Origin of the sequence: Hymenobacter sp. BRD67, from assembly GCF_013256425.1 — a bacterium.
Classification (GTDB): Bacteria; Bacteroidota; Bacteroidia; order Cytophagales; family Hymenobacteraceae; genus Hymenobacter.
In genome coordinates this window covers 43,431-63,191 of record NZ_CP053907.1, presented here as the reverse complement: position 1 = coordinate 63,191, position 19,761 = coordinate 43,431, and the positions used below count along the sequence as shown (strand labels likewise).

At 57.2% G+C, this 19,761-nt stretch carries 21 protein-coding genes and 1 CRISPR repeat array (1 of these 22 cut by a window edge); of the genes, 18 read left to right on the top strand and 3 right to left on the bottom strand.

Annotated elements, in window-relative coordinates; all coding sequences use genetic code 11:
* The first annotated feature begins 14 nt into the window (after positions 1–14).
* The 12 genes from GKZ67_RS22160 to GKZ67_RS22105 all read left to right on the top strand — a co-directional run bounded on the left by GKZ67_RS22160 (position 15) and on the right by GKZ67_RS22105 (position 10,956).
* Entirely contained in the window at positions 15–2,390 is a 2,376-nt protein-coding gene (locus tag GKZ67_RS22160) for a hypothetical protein (RefSeq protein ID WP_173247890.1), read from the top strand.
* Positions 2,294–2,866: an RHS repeat-associated core domain-containing protein gene (locus GKZ67_RS22155; protein ID WP_317172333.1), complete on the top strand. Its 573-nt coding sequence runs from the start codon at positions 2,294–2,296 to the stop codon at positions 2,864–2,866. The genes GKZ67_RS22160 and GKZ67_RS22155 overlap by 97 nt, the downstream gene beginning before the upstream one ends.
* Entirely contained in the window at positions 2,821–3,414 is a 594-nt protein-coding gene (locus GKZ67_RS22150; protein WP_173247884.1) for a hypothetical protein, read from the top strand. Before GKZ67_RS22155 ends, GKZ67_RS22150 begins: the two co-directional genes overlap by 46 nt.
* Before the next feature lie 57 nt (positions 3,415–3,471).
* Positions 3,472–4,695: a hypothetical protein gene (locus GKZ67_RS22145; protein ID WP_173247882.1), complete on the top strand. Its 1,224-nt coding sequence runs from the start codon at positions 3,472–3,474 to the stop codon at positions 4,693–4,695.
* Positions 4,696–4,740: 45 nt separating this feature from the next.
* Positions 4,741–4,917: a hypothetical protein gene (locus tag GKZ67_RS22140; protein ID WP_173247879.1), complete on the top strand. Its 177-nt coding sequence runs from the start codon at positions 4,741–4,743 to the stop codon at positions 4,915–4,917.
* Positions 4,914–6,566 (top strand): hypothetical protein, encoded by a 1,653-nt coding sequence (locus tag GKZ67_RS22135; protein WP_173247876.1) that lies wholly within the window; start codon positions 4,914–4,916, stop codon positions 6,564–6,566. The genes GKZ67_RS22140 and GKZ67_RS22135 overlap by 4 nt, the downstream gene beginning before the upstream one ends.
* An 86-nt stretch (positions 6,567–6,652) precedes the next feature.
* On the top strand, positions 6,653–7,669 hold the full coding sequence (locus GKZ67_RS22130; protein ID WP_173247873.1) for a hypothetical protein: 1,017 nt from the start codon (positions 6,653–6,655) through the stop codon (positions 7,667–7,669).
* The gene (locus tag GKZ67_RS22125; RefSeq protein ID WP_173247870.1) at positions 7,666–7,992 is read left to right on the top strand and encodes a hypothetical protein; all 327 of its coding nucleotides are present in this window, start codon (positions 7,666–7,668) and stop codon (positions 7,990–7,992) included. The genes GKZ67_RS22130 and GKZ67_RS22125 overlap by 4 nt, the downstream gene beginning before the upstream one ends.
* Positions 7,989–9,008, top strand: coding sequence for a hypothetical protein (locus tag GKZ67_RS22120; protein WP_173247867.1), 1,020 nt, complete (start codon positions 7,989–7,991; stop codon positions 9,006–9,008). The genes GKZ67_RS22125 and GKZ67_RS22120 overlap by 4 nt, the downstream gene beginning before the upstream one ends.
* A gap of 116 nt (positions 9,009–9,124) precedes the next feature.
* Positions 9,125–9,379: a hypothetical protein gene (locus GKZ67_RS22115; RefSeq protein WP_173247864.1), complete on the top strand. Its 255-nt coding sequence runs from the start codon at positions 9,125–9,127 to the stop codon at positions 9,377–9,379.
* Complete coding sequence (locus GKZ67_RS22110; RefSeq protein ID WP_173247861.1) at positions 9,370–10,233, top strand: hypothetical protein; 864 nt, start codon at positions 9,370–9,372, stop codon at positions 10,231–10,233. Before GKZ67_RS22115 ends, GKZ67_RS22110 begins: the two co-directional genes overlap by 10 nt.
* 261 nt (positions 10,234–10,494) lie before the next feature.
* Entirely contained in the window at positions 10,495–10,956 is a 462-nt protein-coding gene (locus tag GKZ67_RS22105) for an OmpH family outer membrane protein (RefSeq protein WP_173247858.1), read from the top strand.
* A gap of 307 nt (positions 10,957–11,263) precedes the next feature.
* Here the strand turns inward: GKZ67_RS22105 and GKZ67_RS22100 are convergent, their stop codons facing one another.
* Positions 11,264–11,911, bottom strand: a complete 648-nt coding sequence (locus tag GKZ67_RS22100) for a recombinase family protein (RefSeq protein ID WP_173247623.1) — start codon at positions 11,909–11,911, stop codon at positions 11,264–11,266.
* A 167-nt stretch (positions 11,912–12,078) separates the two neighbouring features.
* On the opposite strand from GKZ67_RS22100, the gene GKZ67_RS22095 reads away from it, so the two are divergent.
* Genes GKZ67_RS22095 through GKZ67_RS22075 form a run of 5 tightly spaced genes read left to right on the top strand, consistent with a single transcriptional unit; the run spans position 12,079 to position 15,631 of the window.
* On the top strand, positions 12,079–12,657 hold the full coding sequence (locus tag GKZ67_RS22095; protein WP_173247101.1) for a DUF4158 domain-containing protein: 579 nt from the start codon (positions 12,079–12,081) through the stop codon (positions 12,655–12,657).
* Positions 12,654–13,097: a hypothetical protein gene (locus GKZ67_RS22090; RefSeq protein WP_173247854.1), complete on the top strand. Its 444-nt coding sequence runs from the start codon at positions 12,654–12,656 to the stop codon at positions 13,095–13,097. The genes GKZ67_RS22095 and GKZ67_RS22090 overlap by 4 nt, the downstream gene beginning before the upstream one ends.
* Positions 13,094–13,786, top strand: a complete 693-nt coding sequence (locus GKZ67_RS22085) for a hypothetical protein (RefSeq protein ID WP_173247852.1) — start codon at positions 13,094–13,096, stop codon at positions 13,784–13,786. Before GKZ67_RS22090 ends, GKZ67_RS22085 begins: the two co-directional genes overlap by 4 nt.
* Positions 13,787–13,824: 38 nt before the next feature.
* On the top strand, positions 13,825–15,039 hold the full coding sequence (locus GKZ67_RS22080; RefSeq protein WP_173247849.1) for a Tn3 family transposase: 1,215 nt from the start codon (positions 13,825–13,827) through the stop codon (positions 15,037–15,039).
* 31 nt (positions 15,040–15,070) lie between these two features.
* The gene (locus tag GKZ67_RS22075) at positions 15,071–15,631 is read left to right on the top strand and encodes a plasmid pRiA4b ORF-3 family protein (protein ID WP_317172334.1); all 561 of its coding nucleotides are present in this window, start codon (positions 15,071–15,073) and stop codon (positions 15,629–15,631) included.
* A gap of 419 nt (positions 15,632–16,050) precedes the next feature.
* Here GKZ67_RS22075 and GKZ67_RS22070 read toward each other — a convergent pair whose 3' ends face one another.
* Together GKZ67_RS22070 and GKZ67_RS22065 are read right to left on the bottom strand one after the other, a co-directional pair.
* Entirely contained in the window at positions 16,051–16,227 is a 177-nt protein-coding gene (locus GKZ67_RS22070; RefSeq protein WP_173247845.1) for a hypothetical protein, read from the bottom strand.
* Between the two features lie 221 nt (positions 16,228–16,448).
* Complete coding sequence (locus GKZ67_RS22065; protein WP_173247843.1) at positions 16,449–17,108, bottom strand: recombinase family protein; 660 nt, start codon at positions 17,106–17,108, stop codon at positions 16,449–16,451.
* 267 nt (positions 17,109–17,375) lie between these two features.
* Here GKZ67_RS22065 and GKZ67_RS24885 point away from each other — a divergent pair, with 267 nt between their 5' ends.
* Positions 17,376–17,909: a recombinase family protein gene (locus GKZ67_RS24885; RefSeq protein WP_317172332.1), complete on the top strand. Its 534-nt coding sequence runs from the start codon at positions 17,376–17,378 to the stop codon at positions 17,907–17,909.
* 83 nt (positions 17,910–17,992) lie between these two features.
* A CRISPR array of direct repeats spans positions 17,993–19,761; the repeat unit is 29 nt; unit sequence ATTTCAATTCCACCTGGTCCGATTGAAGC (it continues 4,390 nt past the right edge of the window).

Below are 19,761 nucleotides of genomic sequence, written 5' to 3'. Positions count from 1 at the left end.
TTGTCACGACTAAAGTGTTCGATACGGCCGGGCGGGTGCTGAGCGCTACGTCGGCCGACGAGGGAACGACCCGCTACGTATACGCTCAGGATGGCCGAATCCGCTTCTCACAAAGCGCCCTGCAGGCCCAGCCCGCCAATGGCGCCCCGCGGCGCTTCTCATACTCTAACTACGATTCAGCCGGTCGTATCATCGAATCGGGCGAGTACACAGAATCGACCACCCCGGGCCAGGGCTTCACGTTTGAAGACATGCTCACCAGTAGCCCGGCTGCCAACAGCGTGCTGCAAGCGGCCCTGCTGGAGGAACGCGTGACCAACACGACCTCGACCGGCAGCCTGGCCGCCAGCCAGTGCGCCCAGCGCCAGCAGGTGTGGTACGACCTGCCGCAGCCCGACGGCGCGCTCGGCTCCCGCCAACAGGACTTTGTACTGGGGGTCGTGGCCAAGACCAGCAACGGCACGTCCACGACGTGGTACAGCTACGACGACCGGGGGCAGCTCACCTGGCTGGTGCAGCAGGCGCCCGGCGTGAACGTCAAAACGGTTGATTACACTTACGACGCGGCGGGCAACGTCACGCAGGTCGCCTACCAGCAAGGCCAGCCCGATAGCTTCTATCATTACTACAGCTACGACGCCAACCAGCGCCTGACGCAGGTGCTGACCAGCCCGGATGGGGCAACTCAAACGCTACAGGCCCGCTACTTCTACTACCTGCACGGTCCGCTCAAGCGCGTGGAGACGGCCGGCAACCTGCAGGGCACGGACTATACCTATACCGTGCAGGGCTGGCTCAAGAGTATCAACGGCGTGAACCGGCATTTGGACGGTGACAGCCCCAAACTTAATGGCGTCGCCAAGGACTTGTTCGGGCTGACGCTGGACTACTTCAGCGGCGACTACCGGAGCGCGCAGGCCAGTATGGCTACGCCCACTATCCCGGGCGCCCCGGCCACCCGTTATGACGGCACCGTGCGCTCGGCAGCCTGGTTTACGGCGGCTAGCCCCACCATGCGCCAGCACCTATTTACCTATGATGCGAAGGGGCAGCTCCAGCAGGCTGACTTTGGGGAGTTGGTGCCGGGAGCCTCAGCCACGGCAGCCGGCACGTTCACCGCCTCTGCTACGCATGCTTACGAGGAGGGCTCTCTACACTACGACCCGAATGGCAATATCCTGACCCTGCGCCGGCGCGACGGCACAGGCGTAGCCACGGACGATTTTGCCTACCAGTATCCCACTGGCAGCAATCGGCTCAGCGCCGTCAACAACCCCAGTGGCAATCCCGTGCTCGATTACGACTACGACGCCACCGGGCAAATGACGCGCCAGCACGACGAGAAAGGCCAGCGCTACCTGACCTATGACGTGACGGGTAAGGTTACGGGGGTGTACCGCGATGCGGCGTACACGCAGCCGCTGGTCGTGTTCACGTATAATGACCGGGGCTTCCGCACCAGCAAGGCGAGCTACGACCCCACTACGTTTCAACTGAAGAAGACCACCTACTCGGTGCGGGATATGGCCGGCAGCGAGCTGGCGACCTATACGCTCGATGCCACCACGCCTGGCAGCGGGATGCAGCAGAGCGAAGTACCCCTCTACGGAGCAAGCCGCCTGGGGGCGCTCACGCGCCTGGATAACGGCAGCCTGGACTACCGCTACGAGTTGAATGACCAACTGGGCAATGCCCGCCTCATCTACCATCGGCCCACGACCACGACCTACACCGCCACGATGGAGGCCAGTGCGGCCAGCCAGGAGGAGCAGACGTTTACCAACGTGGCCACGACCCGCTACGCCGCCGCCGGGCATAACGGCAGCGCGAGTATTTCCCTGCTAGGGCTGACCAGTGGGCAGCATGTAGGACCCAGCAAAACGCTAACGGTGCAAAAGGGCGACACGGTGACTTTCACGGCTTATGCCTGGCTCACGGCCGCTATCAACCAGCCGGGCGGCCCACACCAGACGAATGTGGTGCGGACGGTGCCCCTGGCCGGGCTTACGATGCTGGCTAGTCCGACTACCCAAGCCGCTTTCGTAGGTCCCGGGCTGAGGCTGCTGCCCCGAACAAGTCACCGGGCTGGTTACCACGCCTGGGCCTGGGTTTTAGTATTCCGCTGGTATCTCGGCCAGTTGCCACCAAAACCCCTGCTACCACCTTGGCGCTTACGGGCAGCAGCGGGAGCGCTTACCTGCACTTTATCGTGCGCGACGAGAGTGGCAATCCTATACGTGATGATTATCAAGAGGTTAATGGCAGTAGCCCAGGCACGTGGCAGCAGTTGCGGGTGGGATTGCGCCTGGCCCAGACGGGTACGGTCGAGTTGCACGTCGAAACGGATGGCGCGACCGGACCTGATGTATACTTCGATGATGTGCAGGTAGACTATACGAGTAGTACCATCGTGCAGGAGCAGCATAACTACGCCTACGGGGCACCCATGCAAGGTCTCAACTATGTGGTGGGTACTACGCGCTATCGCCACGGGTATCAGGGGCAGTTTGCCGAGAAAGACGAGGAGACGGGCACTGATGATTTTGAGTTACGAAACTATGATTCGCGCATCGGGCGCTGGACCGCGCCTGACCCGGCAGGGCAATTTCATTCGCCTTATGTAGGGATGGGAAATAATCCTGTATCGAGTGTTGACCCAGATGGAGGATTTATAAGTCCGCTAGCGGCAATGGGTATTGGAGCCGCAGTGGGAGGAATAGCAGGTGGAATCTACTCGAAAAGTCATGGGGAAGTTTTTGGGATGGTGCAGCTATGGGTGTTGCCGTTGGTGGTATTGCTGGTGGATTTGCTTGGGCGGGATTGCAAAATATTGACATTCCTAACATTCCTGTTAATTGGAATGTAATTGGTGGCGCAGTCATGAATGTGCTAGCAAATGGGCAGCAATTAATCACAAATATGACTGGCGAACAAAATTTTGCTAGCAACGCTCATTTTAAACCAAATCAAATACATTTGCCTTTTGATGATTTTACTAATCCGCTCCTTATTAATTTGCAAGTTATTGGAGATTCTTATAATACAAATATTTTAGATTATAGGGAAATATTTCATGACTCTGAAGGTGATTATAATAGAACAATAGAAGTGTATCTGCCTAGGGTTGTTGGGATTACAATAAGTAAAAGAGACGATTTTGGAAGGTTTATAGATAAATTTAGTGTGCAATACGCTATTGCCAAGTCTCTCGATATGGCAAGGCACTATGCTTTTAAAAAATGGAGGAGGGGTCTAATTAGTGATCCCGATGAAATAAGGGACTTAATGATGGGTGATTTTGAAGCGGAACTCCGCAAATTCGGTAAACGAGGAATGCGTAGTATTCAAGTTAAAAGAGGGTACGTGCAAGGTATGGGTTCGAAAGTCAATACCCGTATTCGAGAGGGTTTTTAATACGTATCATCATGCTTAGCAAAGTAAATTTTTCTTAAATTGTAGAGCGCGCGCGCTATGGATTATCAAAAAATACTCAGTGATATAATCCTTCTAGTAGAGGGGTTGTATATAAAAAGCAATGCAATTGATGAAGGTGAAATCATCAGTAAAGAATTTGCAGATTTTTTGTTTAAAAATCACCATGCAAATTCTTTAAGGTGGAAAAACTTTGTTGGGAAAATCAAAGCGATTTCAGGTGGTTTTAAGGTTCAAGATGATACATCAACTGCAAACCCAGGCAAAACACTTTTGATAATATTGAATAAAAGTAAGGAAGGGAAATTTACACATGTTGTCGAACTTGTCGTCAATGTAAGTCTGCTAGGCGATTATTACTGCATGTTTTTCAAAAGAACAGTATTTTTCGAAGATTCATTCATTAACGATATATCAGAATTTAACCCCATAATATATTTTGTACCAATTAAAATATATGAAGAATTTTACTATAAAGTAAGAAATGCTATAGAAGTCATATTTAATAATTATAAATTTATTCCATATCCTATACTGAATAAAAGAATTAAGAATTTGTCAACAGGAGCAATTAAGTCAATATCTTATGATGATAATATATATACTTCTTTGTTTTCGTTAGACGATATAGCTTTTTGGACAGTTGGGGAGATAGAAGTTTTATTTAAAAAATTAATACAAAATATATTTTTCATGATTATTAATGCTCAGTTCTGCCGCACAGTAGCTAGCTTCTTTCTTTTAGAATTAGTGAGCACATCAGCCATACCTAGTTTCACTTTAGCCTCAGTTAGGAATTTGAATTTAATTCAAGCTCTAGATAATAGCTCTAACAGGACACTTTTCCCAAATCAACATTATAGCACTAGCACAGTAACGTGTTTATGGCAGCCAATGCAAGCTGATAAACAACAGCAGTGTCAATTCACACTAGCAATGGCCAAAAACGGGCAGGAGATAGAGAACCAGTATATTACTAATAAACCCCTTTACACGCATACCATTCAATATCTGGGTGGGGATATTGCGCGCGATGTTTACCTGCACCTGCCCGGACAGCCGGACTCTACAGCTGCCAATTCCGCTACCTACCTGCGCCAGTACGGGGCCACCGGCCACAGCACGGTGCTATTGACTTTTCCCGTCGCCGAGAAGCTGCTGCGCCAGGGGTGTCGCGTGACTTTTCGCAGCCGGCAGCTCGCCTTGCAAGACCGACAATTTGTATTTACCGCCCGGGACTTCAAGCATATCCACCAGAAGTAGCCAGCAGTTCACTAGCATCTCAGCCTTTTCTTTTCCACGTTGTCTATGTTTCGTAACGCTACGTTTCGACGCGCTATTGCGGGCTTTTTTTTACTGGAACTTGTCGGCTCGCTGGCCGCGCCTAGCCTCAGCTGGGCCCTGCCTGGCCCCAGCCAGCCGGAGTTTACGGGCTATGAGTCCGCCGGCTCCACGGATATGGTGAACCTAAGTACGGGGACATGACCTATAACCTGCCCGTACTACAGGTTCCGGGTCCGGAAACCACTTTTTCACTGCCGCTCACGTATCGGGCCGGCATTGGGGTGGAACAGGAAGCCTCCTGGGTGGGGCTGGGGTGGAGTATGAACCCAGGTGCCATCGTACGCAGCGTCAATGGCTATCCCGATGATGCCTGTGGGGAGTTAGCCATTAATTCGTATACTGACCCAGGAAGTCACGGCTGGTACGGGGGGGTGCCCGGCGTGCTGGACTTGGGTTGGGACTCGGAAACCGGCCACCACGGTTCGGCCAGCCTGCTGGGGTTGGTAAGCGCCTCGTGGAGTGGCGGCAAATTGCAGTCCGGTGACATTATCGGCATTGGGGCTAAACGTGGGCAAGGCTTTACCCTGGACGGTGAAAAGTTTACGATGGGGCTTATTACGATTGCCAGTTTAGGGTCAGCCGCTGCTGCTTCTGCTGCTACGGAGGGAGTTGCTATGGGCACTAAACAATTAGCCATCGCGGCGGGTAAAGAGGTGGCAAACGCAGTAGTAAGCGGCGTGATGAGCTCCGCCTTAGGAAAAGCAGCCCCGACAGGGGAGGGCTATACTGGCTCGACCACGATTGAGCACAAGAACTGGTTCCGCACCGATTACTGGGTCTTCGTCAACGACACGGCCAAGCAATCCATGTTCGGCTCGCTGTATTTCTATGCGATGGGCAGCAAGACCAATATGACCTTTGATGGGAAGTACTCTGATGCCAATGCCTATGGACCAGATGTTTACGACGGCCCCGCGAACTACCCTAACACTAGCCGCAAGGGCTATAAGTTCAACGCCTCCCGTAACTACAACCAGCAGGGCAATTTCATTTATGGCGTGGGGGGTGACTTACAGCAGACGCAATACCCTAACTCGACTTACAAGGGCTCGGCCGGCAACCCCCTGAGCATCGCCCACGATGACTTTATGGTGCTGGGACCCGGCATTACGGGTGCCATTCGTCCCCAGCGCCTGGACGTGGGCAGCGTCGCTTACCCGCGGCAGATGCTCGAAAACCATGATAAGTATAACCTGGTATCCTGGGCGAAATACAAAGTACCCTTCCGCTACGAAAACACCGCGTCCAATACCTACACCTATACCGACAATACGAACCCGGCTACTACGCCGGTAGGCGTCGACGGCTCCCACTGGGGAAGCTCCCAGCTTATTCTTACCGACCCCAAGCTCTACGACTCTACGATGGCCAGCACGGCGGCCCACACCGAGGCCGACCGCCTGGGTCTGAGCGGCCGGCGCTTCGTGCAGGGCAAGCATATTGCCTGGTTCAGCAATAAGGAAATCAACGACGCCTACGAGGCGACCCCGGCCCGCTACCCGATTGCCGAGTTCCAGGCTAATCCTGCCGGCTCAATTTGCTACCAGCAGCTAACGGGCTACACCGAAATCCCCGGGTCTTCGCCCGATGACCCAGCAACCTACGAGCCTAACTACCAGCAGGTCTGTCAAACCTATAAGAACGCTTTTCGCAAGGTGCGTCCCGAGCAGGGAATTGGGGCCTTTACCATTACGGCCGAGGACGGCACGACCTATCACTACTCACTGCCCGTTTACCACCTGCGACAGTACTCGAAAACCAACGAGTCCACTGACCCCACGCAGGGGTAGCCATTCACCGCACCGGGGCCGCGCGCACCGACGTCTACAACTACGCCACGGCCTGGCTGCTGACGGCCATCACGGGCCCGGACTACGTGGACCAGGGCACGCTGGGCTGCGTGGATGACCAGGACCTCGGCGCCTGGGTGACGTTTAGCTACGGCAAGTTTTCGCAGCAGTACAAGTGGCGGCAGCCCTACGTGGGCGTGGAGCTGAGCGACATCATTCCGGCCGGCTATACTACCCCCACCGGGCAGGCGCGCACCGTGCAGGAAGGAGCCAAGGAAACGTACTACCTCAATTCCATCCACACCCGCTCCCACACCGCGTTGTTTCTTAAAAGCCCGCGCCGGGACGGCCGTGGCAGCTACGGGAATAATCCGTCCAACCTAGGCATTGACGAGAGCACGCCTTCCTCCAGCCTACGTCTGGACGAGGTCATCGTGCTCAGCAACCAGGACCTAGCCAGTATCCAAACCGCTACTGGCTTTGGGGTGAATGCGAGCAACAACGCCAATACCAACGATAACTCCCTAGGGGGGATGGACACCTACGCGGCCGTCCTGGACCAGTTCGACGTGGCGGCCAACAGCGCTACCCGGCAAATGCTAAACCAGAAGGCGCTCAAGCGCGTGGTCTTCAACTACAGCTACCGGCTCTGCCCCGGTACGCCGAATTCCTTTGCCAGCGCTACCGCGCCGCCGACACTGGGTACGAGCTACGATGCGACGGGCCGCCTGGGCAAGCTGACGCTGGAAAGCATCGCCACGTACGGGGCGAACAACGTAAAACTGATTCCCGACTTCCGGTTCGACTACGGCTTTAACCCGGCTTACGACCCAGCTAAGGTCGATGCCTTTGGCATGTATTCCTCCACTGGTCAGCTGCGCCCGGCCGCCGATTTTGCGACGGCCTCCCAGGATGGTGCCGCCTGGTCGCTAAACAAAATCACGAACCCGCTGGGCGCAATAACCACTATTGCCTACGAGCGGGATCAGTATGCCAGCGTATCCGAGTTCTACAATGGCAGCTATTCCATGGTAGACCAAGGGCAATTCACTTCTCAGATGACTTCTAACGGGTGCTTGTGGGAGATAACTCGTTTGATTTGACCATGCTCTATAAGGCAGGTGATAAAGTGCACTTATCGGGCATCTCATCAGCTTCCTATGATATAACGCTCTATGATAATAGTGGCATTACGGGCTATGCATCGGGCGGCGCAGATAAGGACATCAGCGATGATTATCAAATCGCCAGCGTGACACCTAACTCCATCACGCTGACCGGGGCCCTACCCATGCCAGAATTTGACGGTAGTGCTTACGCTTATCAGGACCAGTCCTATACGGCTACCCAAACCGACTGGCATTGCTATCCAGCGTCAGCATTCCCTATAATCGGAATGGGGGCAATATCCGGGTGGCGGCCGTGAGTGCTCAGGATGAGGCGGGCAAAACCTACGTTACGCGCTACCGCTACACCACTGATTTTCCGGACGCCAGCAATAGCAGCGGCGTTTTATCGAAGGAGCCAGAAAAGCTTAATCCGCTAAACTTCAGCAATATCGATACCGATTTCGACTATCCGACTACGCCCGTGATGTACGGTAGAACAACTGTAGTGCATGGGAACTTTACCACGCCCGACGATATCGACAGCCAGGAGGAATATACTTTTTACACGGCCAAGACTAACATGGTCACAGCAACCAGTGTTGTCAAAAATAATGGCACCAACTATTATCCTTTTCTAAGTGCCAGTGGCTCAATCGGCCTTGTTCAAACAAAAAACGCGGTGACTGTCGACATTGGCTTGTTGGGACAAGTTAAAAGTATCCGAAAGCTGAATAAACGCGGCACGCCTGAGTTTACTACCACCTTCACTTATGGGAATACCCTATCTAACGTGGACAACGTGGCCAATCAAGCCGTGTTTGTAGAAAGCGTACTTACTTCTGAGTTTTTAGGCGTGGACAATACGAAACCAACGGACGCCTATTATAACCTGAACTGGACAACCAAGCGCTACCTCCCCACGGTCATGCAGAGCATGACCACGACTTCGAACAACATATCGGCAACAACTACTAATGGACGGTACGACTTTTTGAGCGGCAGCCTGCTGGAAACCTCGCTTCGCAACTCCCTTGGTGACGCCTACCGCAGTCGGCAGGTACCGGCTTATACGCTCTACCCGGGCATGGGACCGCAAAACCTGTCACCGGGTAATCAGCACATGCTAACGCAGATTGCGGCTACCTACACCTATAAGGATAATGGCACATCTGCGCCGACGGTGCTGGGGGCAGGCATTCAGACCTGGAACAACTCCTGGCCCACCAGCTACCGGCGCTACGATGCCGCGAGCGACGCCTATGGCCCGAGGCGAGCACCAGCCAGCCTGTTTGGCGCCAGCACCGCACGTTCATCTGGCAGTCCCCGCACCTGAATGCAGACGGCACGTTCGCCAATTTTGTAGACTACAACTGGCAGCCAACCGCCACACAGGCCAGCAACTGGCTCAACGCGGGAGAGGTTACGCTCTACGACCACTATTCGCGGCCCTTGGAGTCCAAGGACGTGAATGGCCAGTACGCAGCGCAGAAGGCCGGCTATGACCAAAGTTTAGTCACGGCAGCGGCTGGCAACGCTCGCTATACCGAGTTTGCCTATTCTGGAGCCGAAGACCAGGTAGCTACGGGAACCAGCGCGGGCCAGTTCGGCGGGGAAGTGCGGCGTGATGGAGGCCAGCAGACTACGGACCAGGCACATACGGGGCAGTACAGCTGCCTGCTCACCCCCGCCAGCCCGTGGGCATGACCTATAAAGCGCGCATCGGCAACGCTAGTGACCTGCGCCTGAATCGCACGTACCGCGCCAATGTGTGGGTCTATAACAGTGACGTGGCCAGTAGTTCCAACAATGGCACCTACCTGTACGCAGCCTTAAACGGCAATATTTATCGGCAAGTCGGCGTCGACGACGAGAATACAAAGCGTGCCGGCAACTGGTACCTACTCCAACTGGATGTGCCGGTGCAGGCCAATATGGATGGCCAACTGTTGACCATTGGGTGCAAAAATACGGGCAGCAACAATGTGTATGTGGATGACTTCCGTTTCCGACCCTTGGATGCGCCGCTGCAGACCAGCGTCTACGACCCGACTACCCGTCAGCTCACCTATAGCCTAGATAATGACAACTTTTTCACCCACTATTATTACGATGGGGCGGGCAAGGTTATCAAGGTCGCCCGGGAAGTAGTAACTCCCGGCGCGAGTACTGCCCAGGCCGAGCGGGTAATTAAGGAGAGTTCCTATAATTACGCCCAGATGCCCACGCCAAACTGGCTAGACCTGGGTACCAGCTGCGAAGTAGATAGCTATGGCAATAATACTGGCAACTTAGTGCGCAAATCCCAGGACGTGAATTCCGCTAGCCCCTCCTATGGGCAAGTTCGCACGGATGCCGTTACCCCGTCGGCCAGTGCTTGCCCCCCGCCGGCCTGCTCATCTTACATGGGACGCTATAATAGTAGTACGGGGTATGCGAAGACCCTGTGCGTACGTTGTACTATTGCTATTTGGACTCTAACACGAATAAGCACATGGGGGTTTACTACTACCTCTATTCCGACCACACCTGCTATCAGGATGCCAACCATAGCTGCGTGACCGATGGTCCTTATATTATTGGCAGCTGGCAATCGGTGCCCGCGTGCAAGTAAAACCCCGGCATGGCCAACGAGATTCGCTTAGCACTGATACCCCCTGCACGTAGTCTACACTCCTTTTCTTCTGCTCAGTAATGCTTTAGCTATCTGATTAGTAATTAAGGCAGAAGGGAAACCGGGCAGTGTTCGAACACAGGTAATGAATTTGTCTGCTTTTTTAATTTCCTTGCGTATTCTTTTTAATTTCTCCGCCCGAGTGCTCTTGCTTGGCCTAGCACTGCTGACTGCCTGTCAGCCTACCTCACCTACTCCCGTCATCGGGTACATTAATGCCAAGAAAGTAATGCAGCAGTACCACGGAACGGCTACTCATCGCCAGGTGATTGAGCAGCAGGCCCTGCGCTGGCAACGTAGCCTAGATTCTCTCACGTCCGCGCTCCACCAGCAGCAACTGCCACCGGCTCAACAGACTACCCAGGTAGGGCACTACCGGGAACTGCTACAGCAGCGGGTCCGCCAAGCGGGAGAGGCCGCTGACCAGCAGCTTATTCAGGAGGTTAATGCGTATCTGAAGCAATTCGGCGCGCAACACCATTACACGTTTATCTTAGGCGCTACAGAGAGCGGCAATATTGTCTATGCCGACTCAGCTAACGATGTAACTGCCCGCGTGATCGTAGGCTTAAACCAGCAATACGACCATCAGCGACGGCCGTCAAGGTAGGCTATAGACTACTACGCCGTTTCCCAACTGCGCTTACGCCCTAGGCGGTAGTTATGAGGTAACAACCGCTGGCTTTGCAGCAATCTGACGGCCGGCGAAGCGCAGGATTTTATAGAGGGTACGGCGGGAGCCAATCTGGAAGTAACTCATGAACTGGCGGAGGCTGGTGGTCAACCTCGTAAAGTTCTTTGACGGCGGAGGCGGCTTTATAGTAGCGGGGCCAGGCCAGGCGCCCACGGGCGCGAACCACCTCATCCGCCGCAGGCAAAACCGCGGAGGTCTTGCTAAAAGTGTATTAGGGGTTGCGTTAGTAACTGGACAAAGAATTACGGTAAGGCCTTGTCGACTGCTTTTGCAGTAGGCACCATGGCTTTCTCGTTAATCTGGCAGCCGGCGAAGCGCAGGATTTTGTAGAGGGTGCGGCGGGAGCCAATCTGGAAGTAGTCCATGAGTTGGCGGGTGGACTGCTGGCCGGCCTCGTAGAGTTCCTTGACGGCGGGGGCCACTTTCTGGTAGCGCGGGGCCAGGCCCGGGGCCGGCCGCCCTGGCGGCCCCGGGCGCGCGCCGCCTGGAGCCCGGCGCGGGTGCGCTGCACCAGCACATTGCGCTCGTGCTCAGCCAGGGCGCAGAAAATCTGGAACACGAGCTGGCCACCCGGCGAGGTCGTATCGATGGGGTCCTGCAAGGAAATCAGGTGCAGCCCGCGGCGACTCAGGTCCTCGACCACCTCAATCAGGTGCTTGGTGGAGCGGCCCAGCCGGTCGAGCCGCCAGATAACGACGGTGTCGCCGGTGCGGGCGTAGGCCAGCAGTTTTTCCCAGTTCGGTTTGTGGGCCTGTATGCCGGAGACGGTATCGGTGTATACATCGTCGCAGCCGGCCTGGCGCAGGGCGTCGAGTTGCAGGTCGAGCACCTGCTCCTGGGTGCTGACGCGGGCGTAGCCGAGTTTCTTCATGGTGAAAAGGGATAACTGGTACCGGAAAGAGGCGAAATGCGAATTTACGGTATCTTGATTGCGGAAACCAGTTTCGGGTACCGCCATTTACTGGATTAGGCACCTGCTTTTTCAGGCGTCGGGGTGGTACCGGAAAAGGGGCGTTTGTTTACCACTCCCTCCTGCCCATGCCCGCCGACTTTCTCACCGCTCTGGAGCGCCAGCGCTACCAAACCCTGCCCGCCGACCTGCGCGAGGAAGACCTGCAGGCCAGCTGCTGGCTCACCCCCACCGACCAGCAACTGGTCGCGCAGCAGCGCCGGGGCAGTAACCGCCTCGGCTTCGCCGTGCAGCTGGGCGTACTGCGGCTGCTGGGGTACCTGCCGCCAGAGTGGTACCGGCAGGTGCCCGATAGCCTGGTGCAGTTCGTGGCCCGGCAACTGGCGCTCGACCCGGCGCTGTTCCAGGTCTACGGCGAGCGCGAAGCAACTCTGACCGAGCACCTGCGCGTATTGCTGGGCCATTTGCAGGTACGCCGCTGGCAGCCCGTGCTGGACGCGCCGTGGCTCGAAGCGTGGCTGGTCGAACGAGCCCTGGAGCACGACAACGAGCGCCTGCTGCTCACCCTGGCCTTGGGCCACCTGCGCCAGCACGGCATCCTGCGGCCCGGCATCGTGGAGCTGGAGCGGCTGGTCGGGGCCCTGGCCGAACGGGCCCAGGCCGAGACCTACCGTCGGCTCCTCGTGCTGCTTACCCCGAAGTCGTGACCCAACTCGATGCGCTGCTGGTGGTCGACCCCGCGCTGGGTCTGTGCCGGCATACCTGGTTGCACCAACCCCCGACCAGCAGCTCGGCGACCAGCATTCAGCAGACGCTGGGTAAGCTGGCGTACCTCGACCAGCTCGGCGTGCCAGGTTGGCAAGCGGACGACCTGCACCCCAACCGCCAGAAGCGGCTGGCCCACACCGCCCGCAACAAAACCAACCAAGTGCTCCAGCGCTTCGCGCCGGCCAAGCGCCATCCGCTGCTGGTGGCCGCGTGCCGCGAGGCCTACCGCGACTTGACAGATGTGGTGCTCAAAATGGTGGACGAACACTGGGAGCACGCCGTGGCCCGCGCCCGCCGGGCGCTGCAGGATGACCAGCTGGCGCACGCCCGGCCAAAGACCAGGCCCTGCGCACGCTCGGGCAGGCCGTCGGCCTGGTGATGGACGAGGAGCACGTGCCGAACGAGGCGTTGCGGGAACAGATTTACGCCCAGGTGCCGCGCGAGCAGCTGCAAGCCGCGCTCACCGCCGTGGCGGACTTCGCCCGCCCGGCCCGTCACTCATACCTGGACTATCTGCTGCCCGTGGCCGCCCGCCTGAATATGCTGCTGGGCAGCCTCTTACAGCAGGTAGCGTTTGAGCAGGCGTTTGCGGGCGACGACTTCGCCCAAGCGCTTACCCTCATCAACGAGCTGCACACGGGCCAGCGCCGTAAGCTGCCCGAGACGGCCGCGACGGGCTTTATCCCCACCAGCTGGCGGGCGTTTGTCTTCGACCAAGACGGTCGCGCCCAGCGGGTGCGCTACGGCTTGTGCGTGTTGGCCACGCTGCGCGAGCGGCTGCGGGCCGGCGACGTGGTCATCAATGCGTCCCGCAAATACGCGTCGCTCGACACCTATTTACTCTCCCCCACCGAATGGGCCCGCCAGCGGCCGGACTTGCTGACGCAGCTCGGGAGCGCCCATCGCCTGGACGAGCGCTTGCAGGAAGTTGAAGCACAGCTGCCCCTGCTGGAAAGCTTACTTGCTCAGGGCCAGGACATCCGCCTTGACGAGGAGGGTGAACTGGTTGTGACCCCGCTGCGGCGGAGGAACTCAGCCCCGAAGTTGAGCAGCTGCGGGCGCTACTGACCGCTTCGCTGCCACGGGCGGAGCTAACAGAAGTGCTGGTGGAAGTCGACCAGTGGACGGGCTTCTCGGCCGAGTTAACCGGCCTTGACCAAACCACGCCCCGCGCCCCGGAGCACCAGGCCCTGCTCTACGCGGCCCTGCTGGCCAATGCCTGCCACATCTCCCTGCGCGAGATGGCCCAGAGCACGGGCCTCGACTACCAGTCCCTGTGCTGGGTGGCGGCCAACTACTTGCGCGAGGACACGCTCAAACGCGCCACCACCCGTCTGGTCAACCACCAGCACCACCAGTGGCTGGCCCGGCACTGGGGCGGGGGCACGCTCTCCTCCTCTGACGGCCAGCGCTTCCCCGTCAGCGGCAAGATTCGTAACGCCCGCGCCCTCCCCCGCTACTTTGGCTACGGGCAGGGCCTGACCTTTTACACCCACACGGCCGACCAGTACGCCCAGTTCGGCAGCCGGGCCATCTCCTCCACCACGCGTGATGCCACTTATGTGCTCGACGAAGTGCTGGGTAACGAGACGGAACTACCCCTGCTCGAGCACACCACCGACACGCACGGCTACACCGACATCGTGTTTGCCCTCTTCGATTTGCTGGGCCTGCAATTCTCGCCCCGCCTGCGCGACCTGGCCAACCAGCGCCTCTGCCGCATCAAGGGCCGCGAGTTGAGCTACCCTTCGCTCAACTTTACCGCTCATTTCAATCCCGCGTACGTGCGCCAGCACTGGGACGAGCTCTTGCGCGTGGCGGGCTCGCTGAAAACGGGCTGGGTGAGCGCCTCGCTGCTCATCAGCAAGTTACAGGCCTATCCCCGCCAGCACCACCTCACCCACCTGCTGCAGGAATACGGGCGGCTGGTCAAAACGGCCTTCATCCTGCGCTACCTGCACTCGCAGGCCCTGCGCCGGCGCATCCACGCCCAACTCAACAAAGGCGAGCAGCTGCACGCGCTACGCAGCTGGCTCTGGTTTGGGGGCGACGGGGTGCTGCGCCAAAAACAGGAAGAGGCCCAGCAGGAAGTCGTGCGCTGCCTCAACGTAGTCACCAACGTGGTCGTCGTCTGGAACACGGTCTACGCCCAGCTGGCCCTACAACGTCAGCAAGCAGCGGGGCTGCCAGCGCTCCCGGAGCATCTGGCCCAGCTCTCGCCAGCGCGTTTTGCCCACTTGAACCGCCTGGGCCGCTATTCCTTCCAACTGCCCGCCGACGTGCTGGTCAATGGCCTGCGGCCGCTGAGGCCCTTACCGTAATTCTTTGTCCAGTTACTAACGCAACCCCACCCTGGCCGAGCTGCACCATATTTTCCAAGTGGTGATGGGCTGGGAGAACTGGCACCTGCACTGCTTTCATCTCTGGGGCAAGGACTACGGCCTAAGCTACGCCGGCGGCACTTGGTATGCCGATGATGCCCGGCGTGTCCACCTGGGCGATTTTGCGTGGCAGGTCAACGACAAGTTCACCTACACCTACGATTTTGGCGACTATTGGCAGCACCAGGTACGGGTCGAGAAAGTATTCCCCTCAGCGGTGGTGTCGGTCATTCCGGTTTGCGTGAGTGGCCGCCGCGCCTGCCCACCGGAAGAAGTCGGCGGCCCCGGTGGCTACGACCAGCGCACGCTTGACCAGTTCAGCTGGGCCTACGAAGCTCATGACCACGTACTAGCCGGTGAGGATATCCGAGAGGACGACGTACCGACCTGGTTCTGGACCTACCAACCGGAGCACTTCGACAAGGACTACGTCAATCAAAAACTGGCCAAACTGTATCAACTAAAGGGTAACCCCGATTTTCTGCTTTTGCAGGGCGGCTACGACTACTTTTTTGCAGATGTGAAATCCTGAAAACTGTATCAGCAAAACCAAGTGGTTTACGTGATACAGTAGCAGGGCCTAGTGACAAGAAGTTATCTGCCAGCCAATTAGTTGCCAACCATTCTGCCAGAACATCCTCCCGCCGCGCGCTGGTGCCGGCGCCACCTAACCAAAAAACGCTGCCCCTACGAGTCAGCGCTTTTCGTAAACCAGCCACCCGGCCAGTTATTGTCCTTCTACCCAAATATACCGTCCTTTCCTGACTGCGCCACTAGCCCACCCGACTAGCTTCCGGCTCGGGCTGGCGCGCGTTGAACGCGCAGTCCAGGCCCCGTGCCACGCGACGTGCGCGCCGCCGGCGGTCTGCGCTGGGGCGGCGGTCACGCTGCCTTCCTTCGCCTCCTTCGCCCACCAAGTGGAAACGCCGCCCTACTTACGGGGGCGCGGGCTCAGTACAGCCAGCGCTGCGCCTGGGTAGTAGTCCCCAGCCATTGCCCACTGCGCCGTTGGCGGCGCCGTTCCAGCCGCAGATGCCGCGCCGCGACCGGCACCCCGATGAGCCAGCCCACCAGCGTTAGCTGGAGCACCAGCAACAGCAGGCCCAACCCGGGGCGTTTGTGCAGCACCAGGACAAGCCCGGCAATAGTACCGTTAGTAACATCTTATAGCCGTATAAGGGGTGGGCTCCCCGGTAGCTACGATACCCACCGCCAGCTGGTTTGCTAGCGGTGGCGCTGTTGTTGAACGAGTGACCAACCTGCTAGTAGTGCAGTGGCCGGCAAAAGCACGCCTCGGTGGCGTACGAGGCGGGTCACGGGCAAGGGGCCGCCTAATGGCTCGGCTGCGGCTAAGCGGTGGCGCGCAGCAACAAGCGCTTGACTTGTTCGGCGCGAAAGACCTTGCCCGTGCGGGTGACAAAGCGCAACTGGTTCAGCTTCGCCGCAATCTGGGAATAGTTAAATCCCTTCTCGCGCAGCAGTAAAATATGAGCCGCCGCCCGCTCGTTATGTTCGTTGGCGCGCGCATTCGCCTGATTACGGTCCCGCCCTTTCTGGGTAGCCGCCGGCGTCAGGTTGGCCGGCGTGCCGAGCACCGCCCCCTGCGCTTGCTTAGCGGCCAGCGCCGCCTTAGTCCGCTGGGAGATGAGTTCGCGCTCGTGTTGGGCAAGCACGGCGAAGATGCCCACGGTAAGCGTATTGGCATCGGGCATGTCGCAGCAGACAAAATCTACCCCCGCATCGCGAAGCTGGAAGATGAAGCCCGCGTTCCGGCTTAATCTGTCCAGCTTGGCAATCAGCAACGTCGCACCCTTCGCTTTGGCTAGGACCATGGCGGCCGCCAGCTGGGGGCGCTGGTTTTGCTTACCAGATTCGACTTCGACAAATTCCCCCACCAGGTGGGCCGCCTGGGTAAAGGCGCCCACGGCTGCCCGCTGCGCTTCTAGGCCGAGGCCGGACTGGCCCTGCTTCTGGGTGGAGACGCGGAGATAAGCGACGTAGGATTTCACGAATTAGGGGAGTTTAGACAAAAGTACCCTCGGTTGGCCTAATTTCACAGGCTATAAACGGTCGTTTAATAAATGTTATAACACCCTAAATCCGGGTACTTTTGTACCAATCCCGCTTTTTATGCTTCCACTCGCCCCTTTCTACGTCCCCTACTACCGGGTGAGCACCGCCCGCCAAGGCCAATCCGGACTCGGGCTCGAAGCCCAGCGGGCGGCAGTGGTGGCCTTCGTCGCGGACCCGGCTCAGCTCTTGGGGAGTTTGTCGAGGTGGAGAGTGGCAAGAAGAATCAGCGGACCCAACTGTTGGCGGCCATTGACGCGGCTCGGGCGGTGGGGGCGACGTTACTGATTGCCAAGTTGGATAGGCTATCAAGGAATGCGGGCTTCATCTTTGCGCTGCGCGACTCGGGCGTCAATTTCGTGTGTTGCGACATGCCCGATGCCAATACTTTGACGGTAGGGCTATTTGCGGTAATTGCGCAGCACGAGCGAGAGATGATTTCCAAACGGACTATAGACGCTCTTGCCGCTAAGAAGGCGCGGGGTGCGGTGCTAGGTACACCGGCTAACATGACCCCGGCAGCCATCGCGAAGAGCTTGAATGTTCGGCAGGAGAATGCCCGTACCAATCAGCAGAACCAGCAGGCAGCACGGCTGGCGGGGCTGCTACATTCCCAGGGCATAAGTTGCAGCAGATTGCCCAAGAACTCAACAACGGGGTTACCGCACTCGACGGGGGCAATTGTTCTTTCCTATGTCGGTGCAGAGGTTGCTGCAACGACGAGCGCAGCGATAAGATAATTGCAATTTGTAGTTGTCTCTCGTGACAGCAGGCTAATCAAAAAGGGAAGCGTACAAGGGACTTTCAAACGCATTACAATTCGATTTCAATTCCACCTGGTCCGATTGAAGCCGTGGGGTCGCCTTGCCCAACGTGCCCGACGTTTTGCATTTCAATTCCACCTGGTCCGATTGAAGCTTGACGCGAGCCTTGTAGAGCGTGGTGGTGCCGTGGATTTCAATTCCACCTGGTCCGATTGAAGCGGAATTTGGGGGGTGCCTGCCTGCGCTTACCTGAAAAATTTCAATTCCACCTGGTCCGATTGAAGCGCGAAGTGGAAAAGGCCCTAACTGACCTGCTGCCCCATTTCAATTCCACCTGGTCCGATTGAAGCTGTAGATGGAGTGCGCAGCCGTGCGCACTCCGAAAATTTCAATTCCACCTGGTCCGATTGAAGCCGCTTTCGGCCGATGTACTGCGCCTGCCCTACTCGGATTTCAATTCCACCTGGTCCGATTGAAGCCAGCATCCGGTACGAGCACCTGCGCGGGGGCTTTACCAATTTCAATTCCACCTGGTCCGATTGAAGCCTGCTAACCAACTTTTGGGGCCAGCTCGCACAACATGATTTCAATTCCACCTGGTCCGATTGAAGCGCCCGCACGCTGAGGATGCCCTGCTTGATGTAGGTAATTTCAATTCCACCTGGTCCGATTGAAGCCAAAGCGGCTGGCTTTTCGTTGGCGGCCGTGGGCGATTTCAATTCCACCTGGTCCGATTGAAGCCATAGACGAAATCCGTGCCTTAGAGCAAGAAATAGGCTATTTCAATTCCACCTGGTCCGATTGAAGCGCGGGTGAGCAGGCGCACGCCCGTCGCCACTTCGGCATTTCAATTCCACCTGGTCCGATTGAAGCCCTACGGCCCCGGTAATCGCGCCCATTGTGCCACCGGCTAATTTCAATTCCACCTGGTCCGATTGAAGCTTCCATACTGACGACTATCCTGACCACCTGCACCCCTATTTCAATTCCACCTGGTCCGATTGAAGCGGTCGCTCACGCTCGAAAGTGGCACCCAGGTTTTCGAATTTCAATTCCACCTGGTCCGATTGAAGCTCGTGGTGCGCCAGTGCGCTACCCTAAAGCAGTCTACATTTCAATTCCACCTGGTCCGATTGAAGCGGCAAAAAGCAGGAGGCCACCGTATGAGCAGTGCGTATTTCAATTCCACCTGGTCCGATTGAAGCCCCAGGTCGTCGCGGTTGCCCGTGCCGAGGAAGTCCAATTTCAATTCCACCTGGTCCGATTGAAGCCTGGACCCCGCCAAAACGAATTACCTGGTCAATACGAATTTCAATTCCACCTGGTCCGATTGAAGCAAGGCGGAACGCCTGGTACTGGCACGTACGATTACAATTTCAATTCCACCTGGTCCGATTGAAGCAGCTGCGTCCTCCTCAACTTCCGTCACCACACACATTTCAATTCCACCTGGTCCGATTGAAGCCGTGCGGTCTTTGCTGAGACGAATCAGTACCTCTACCATTTCAATTCCACCTGGTCCGATTGAAGCCCACTTGAACGCGGCCGGCAATGCCGCCATTGCGTTATTTCAATTCCACCTGGTCCGATTGAAGCCATTGGCTGCGGTCTGTTATTGGCTGCCTCTATCTTATTTCAATTCCACCTGGTCCGATTGAAGCCGTACCATCTGGCGCAGGCCCTTCTCAGTAGTCCAGTATTTCAATTCCACCTGGTCCGATTGAAGCAGCTAATCGCGGCCGTGGGCAAATACCATTGGAAGCATTTCAATTCCACCTGGTCCGATTGAAGCTGCAGCCGACCCGTGTCGTGTTTCGGGAGGATAAGA

What these genes read in the sequence shown, in the direction of transcription:
- GKZ67_RS22145 (WP_173247882.1), top strand. Translation starts at nt 3,472, where the DNA reads ATGGATTATCAAAAAATACTCAGTGATATAATCCTTCTAGTAGAGGGG.
- GKZ67_RS22140 (WP_173247879.1), top strand. Translation starts at nt 4,741, where the DNA reads ATGTTTCGTAACGCTACGTTTCGACGCGCTATTGCGGGCTTTTTTTTA.
- GKZ67_RS22135 (WP_173247876.1), top strand. Translation starts at nt 4,914, where the DNA reads ATGACCTATAACCTGCCCGTACTACAGGTTCCGGGTCCGGAAACCACT.
- GKZ67_RS22100 (WP_173247623.1), bottom strand. Translation starts at nt 11,911, where the DNA reads ATGAAGAAACTCGGCTACGCCCGCGTCAGCACCCAGGAGCAGGTGCTC.
- GKZ67_RS22095 (WP_173247101.1), top strand. Translation starts at nt 12,079, where the DNA reads ATGCCCGCCGACTTTCTCACCGCTCTGGAGCGCCAGCGCTACCAAACC.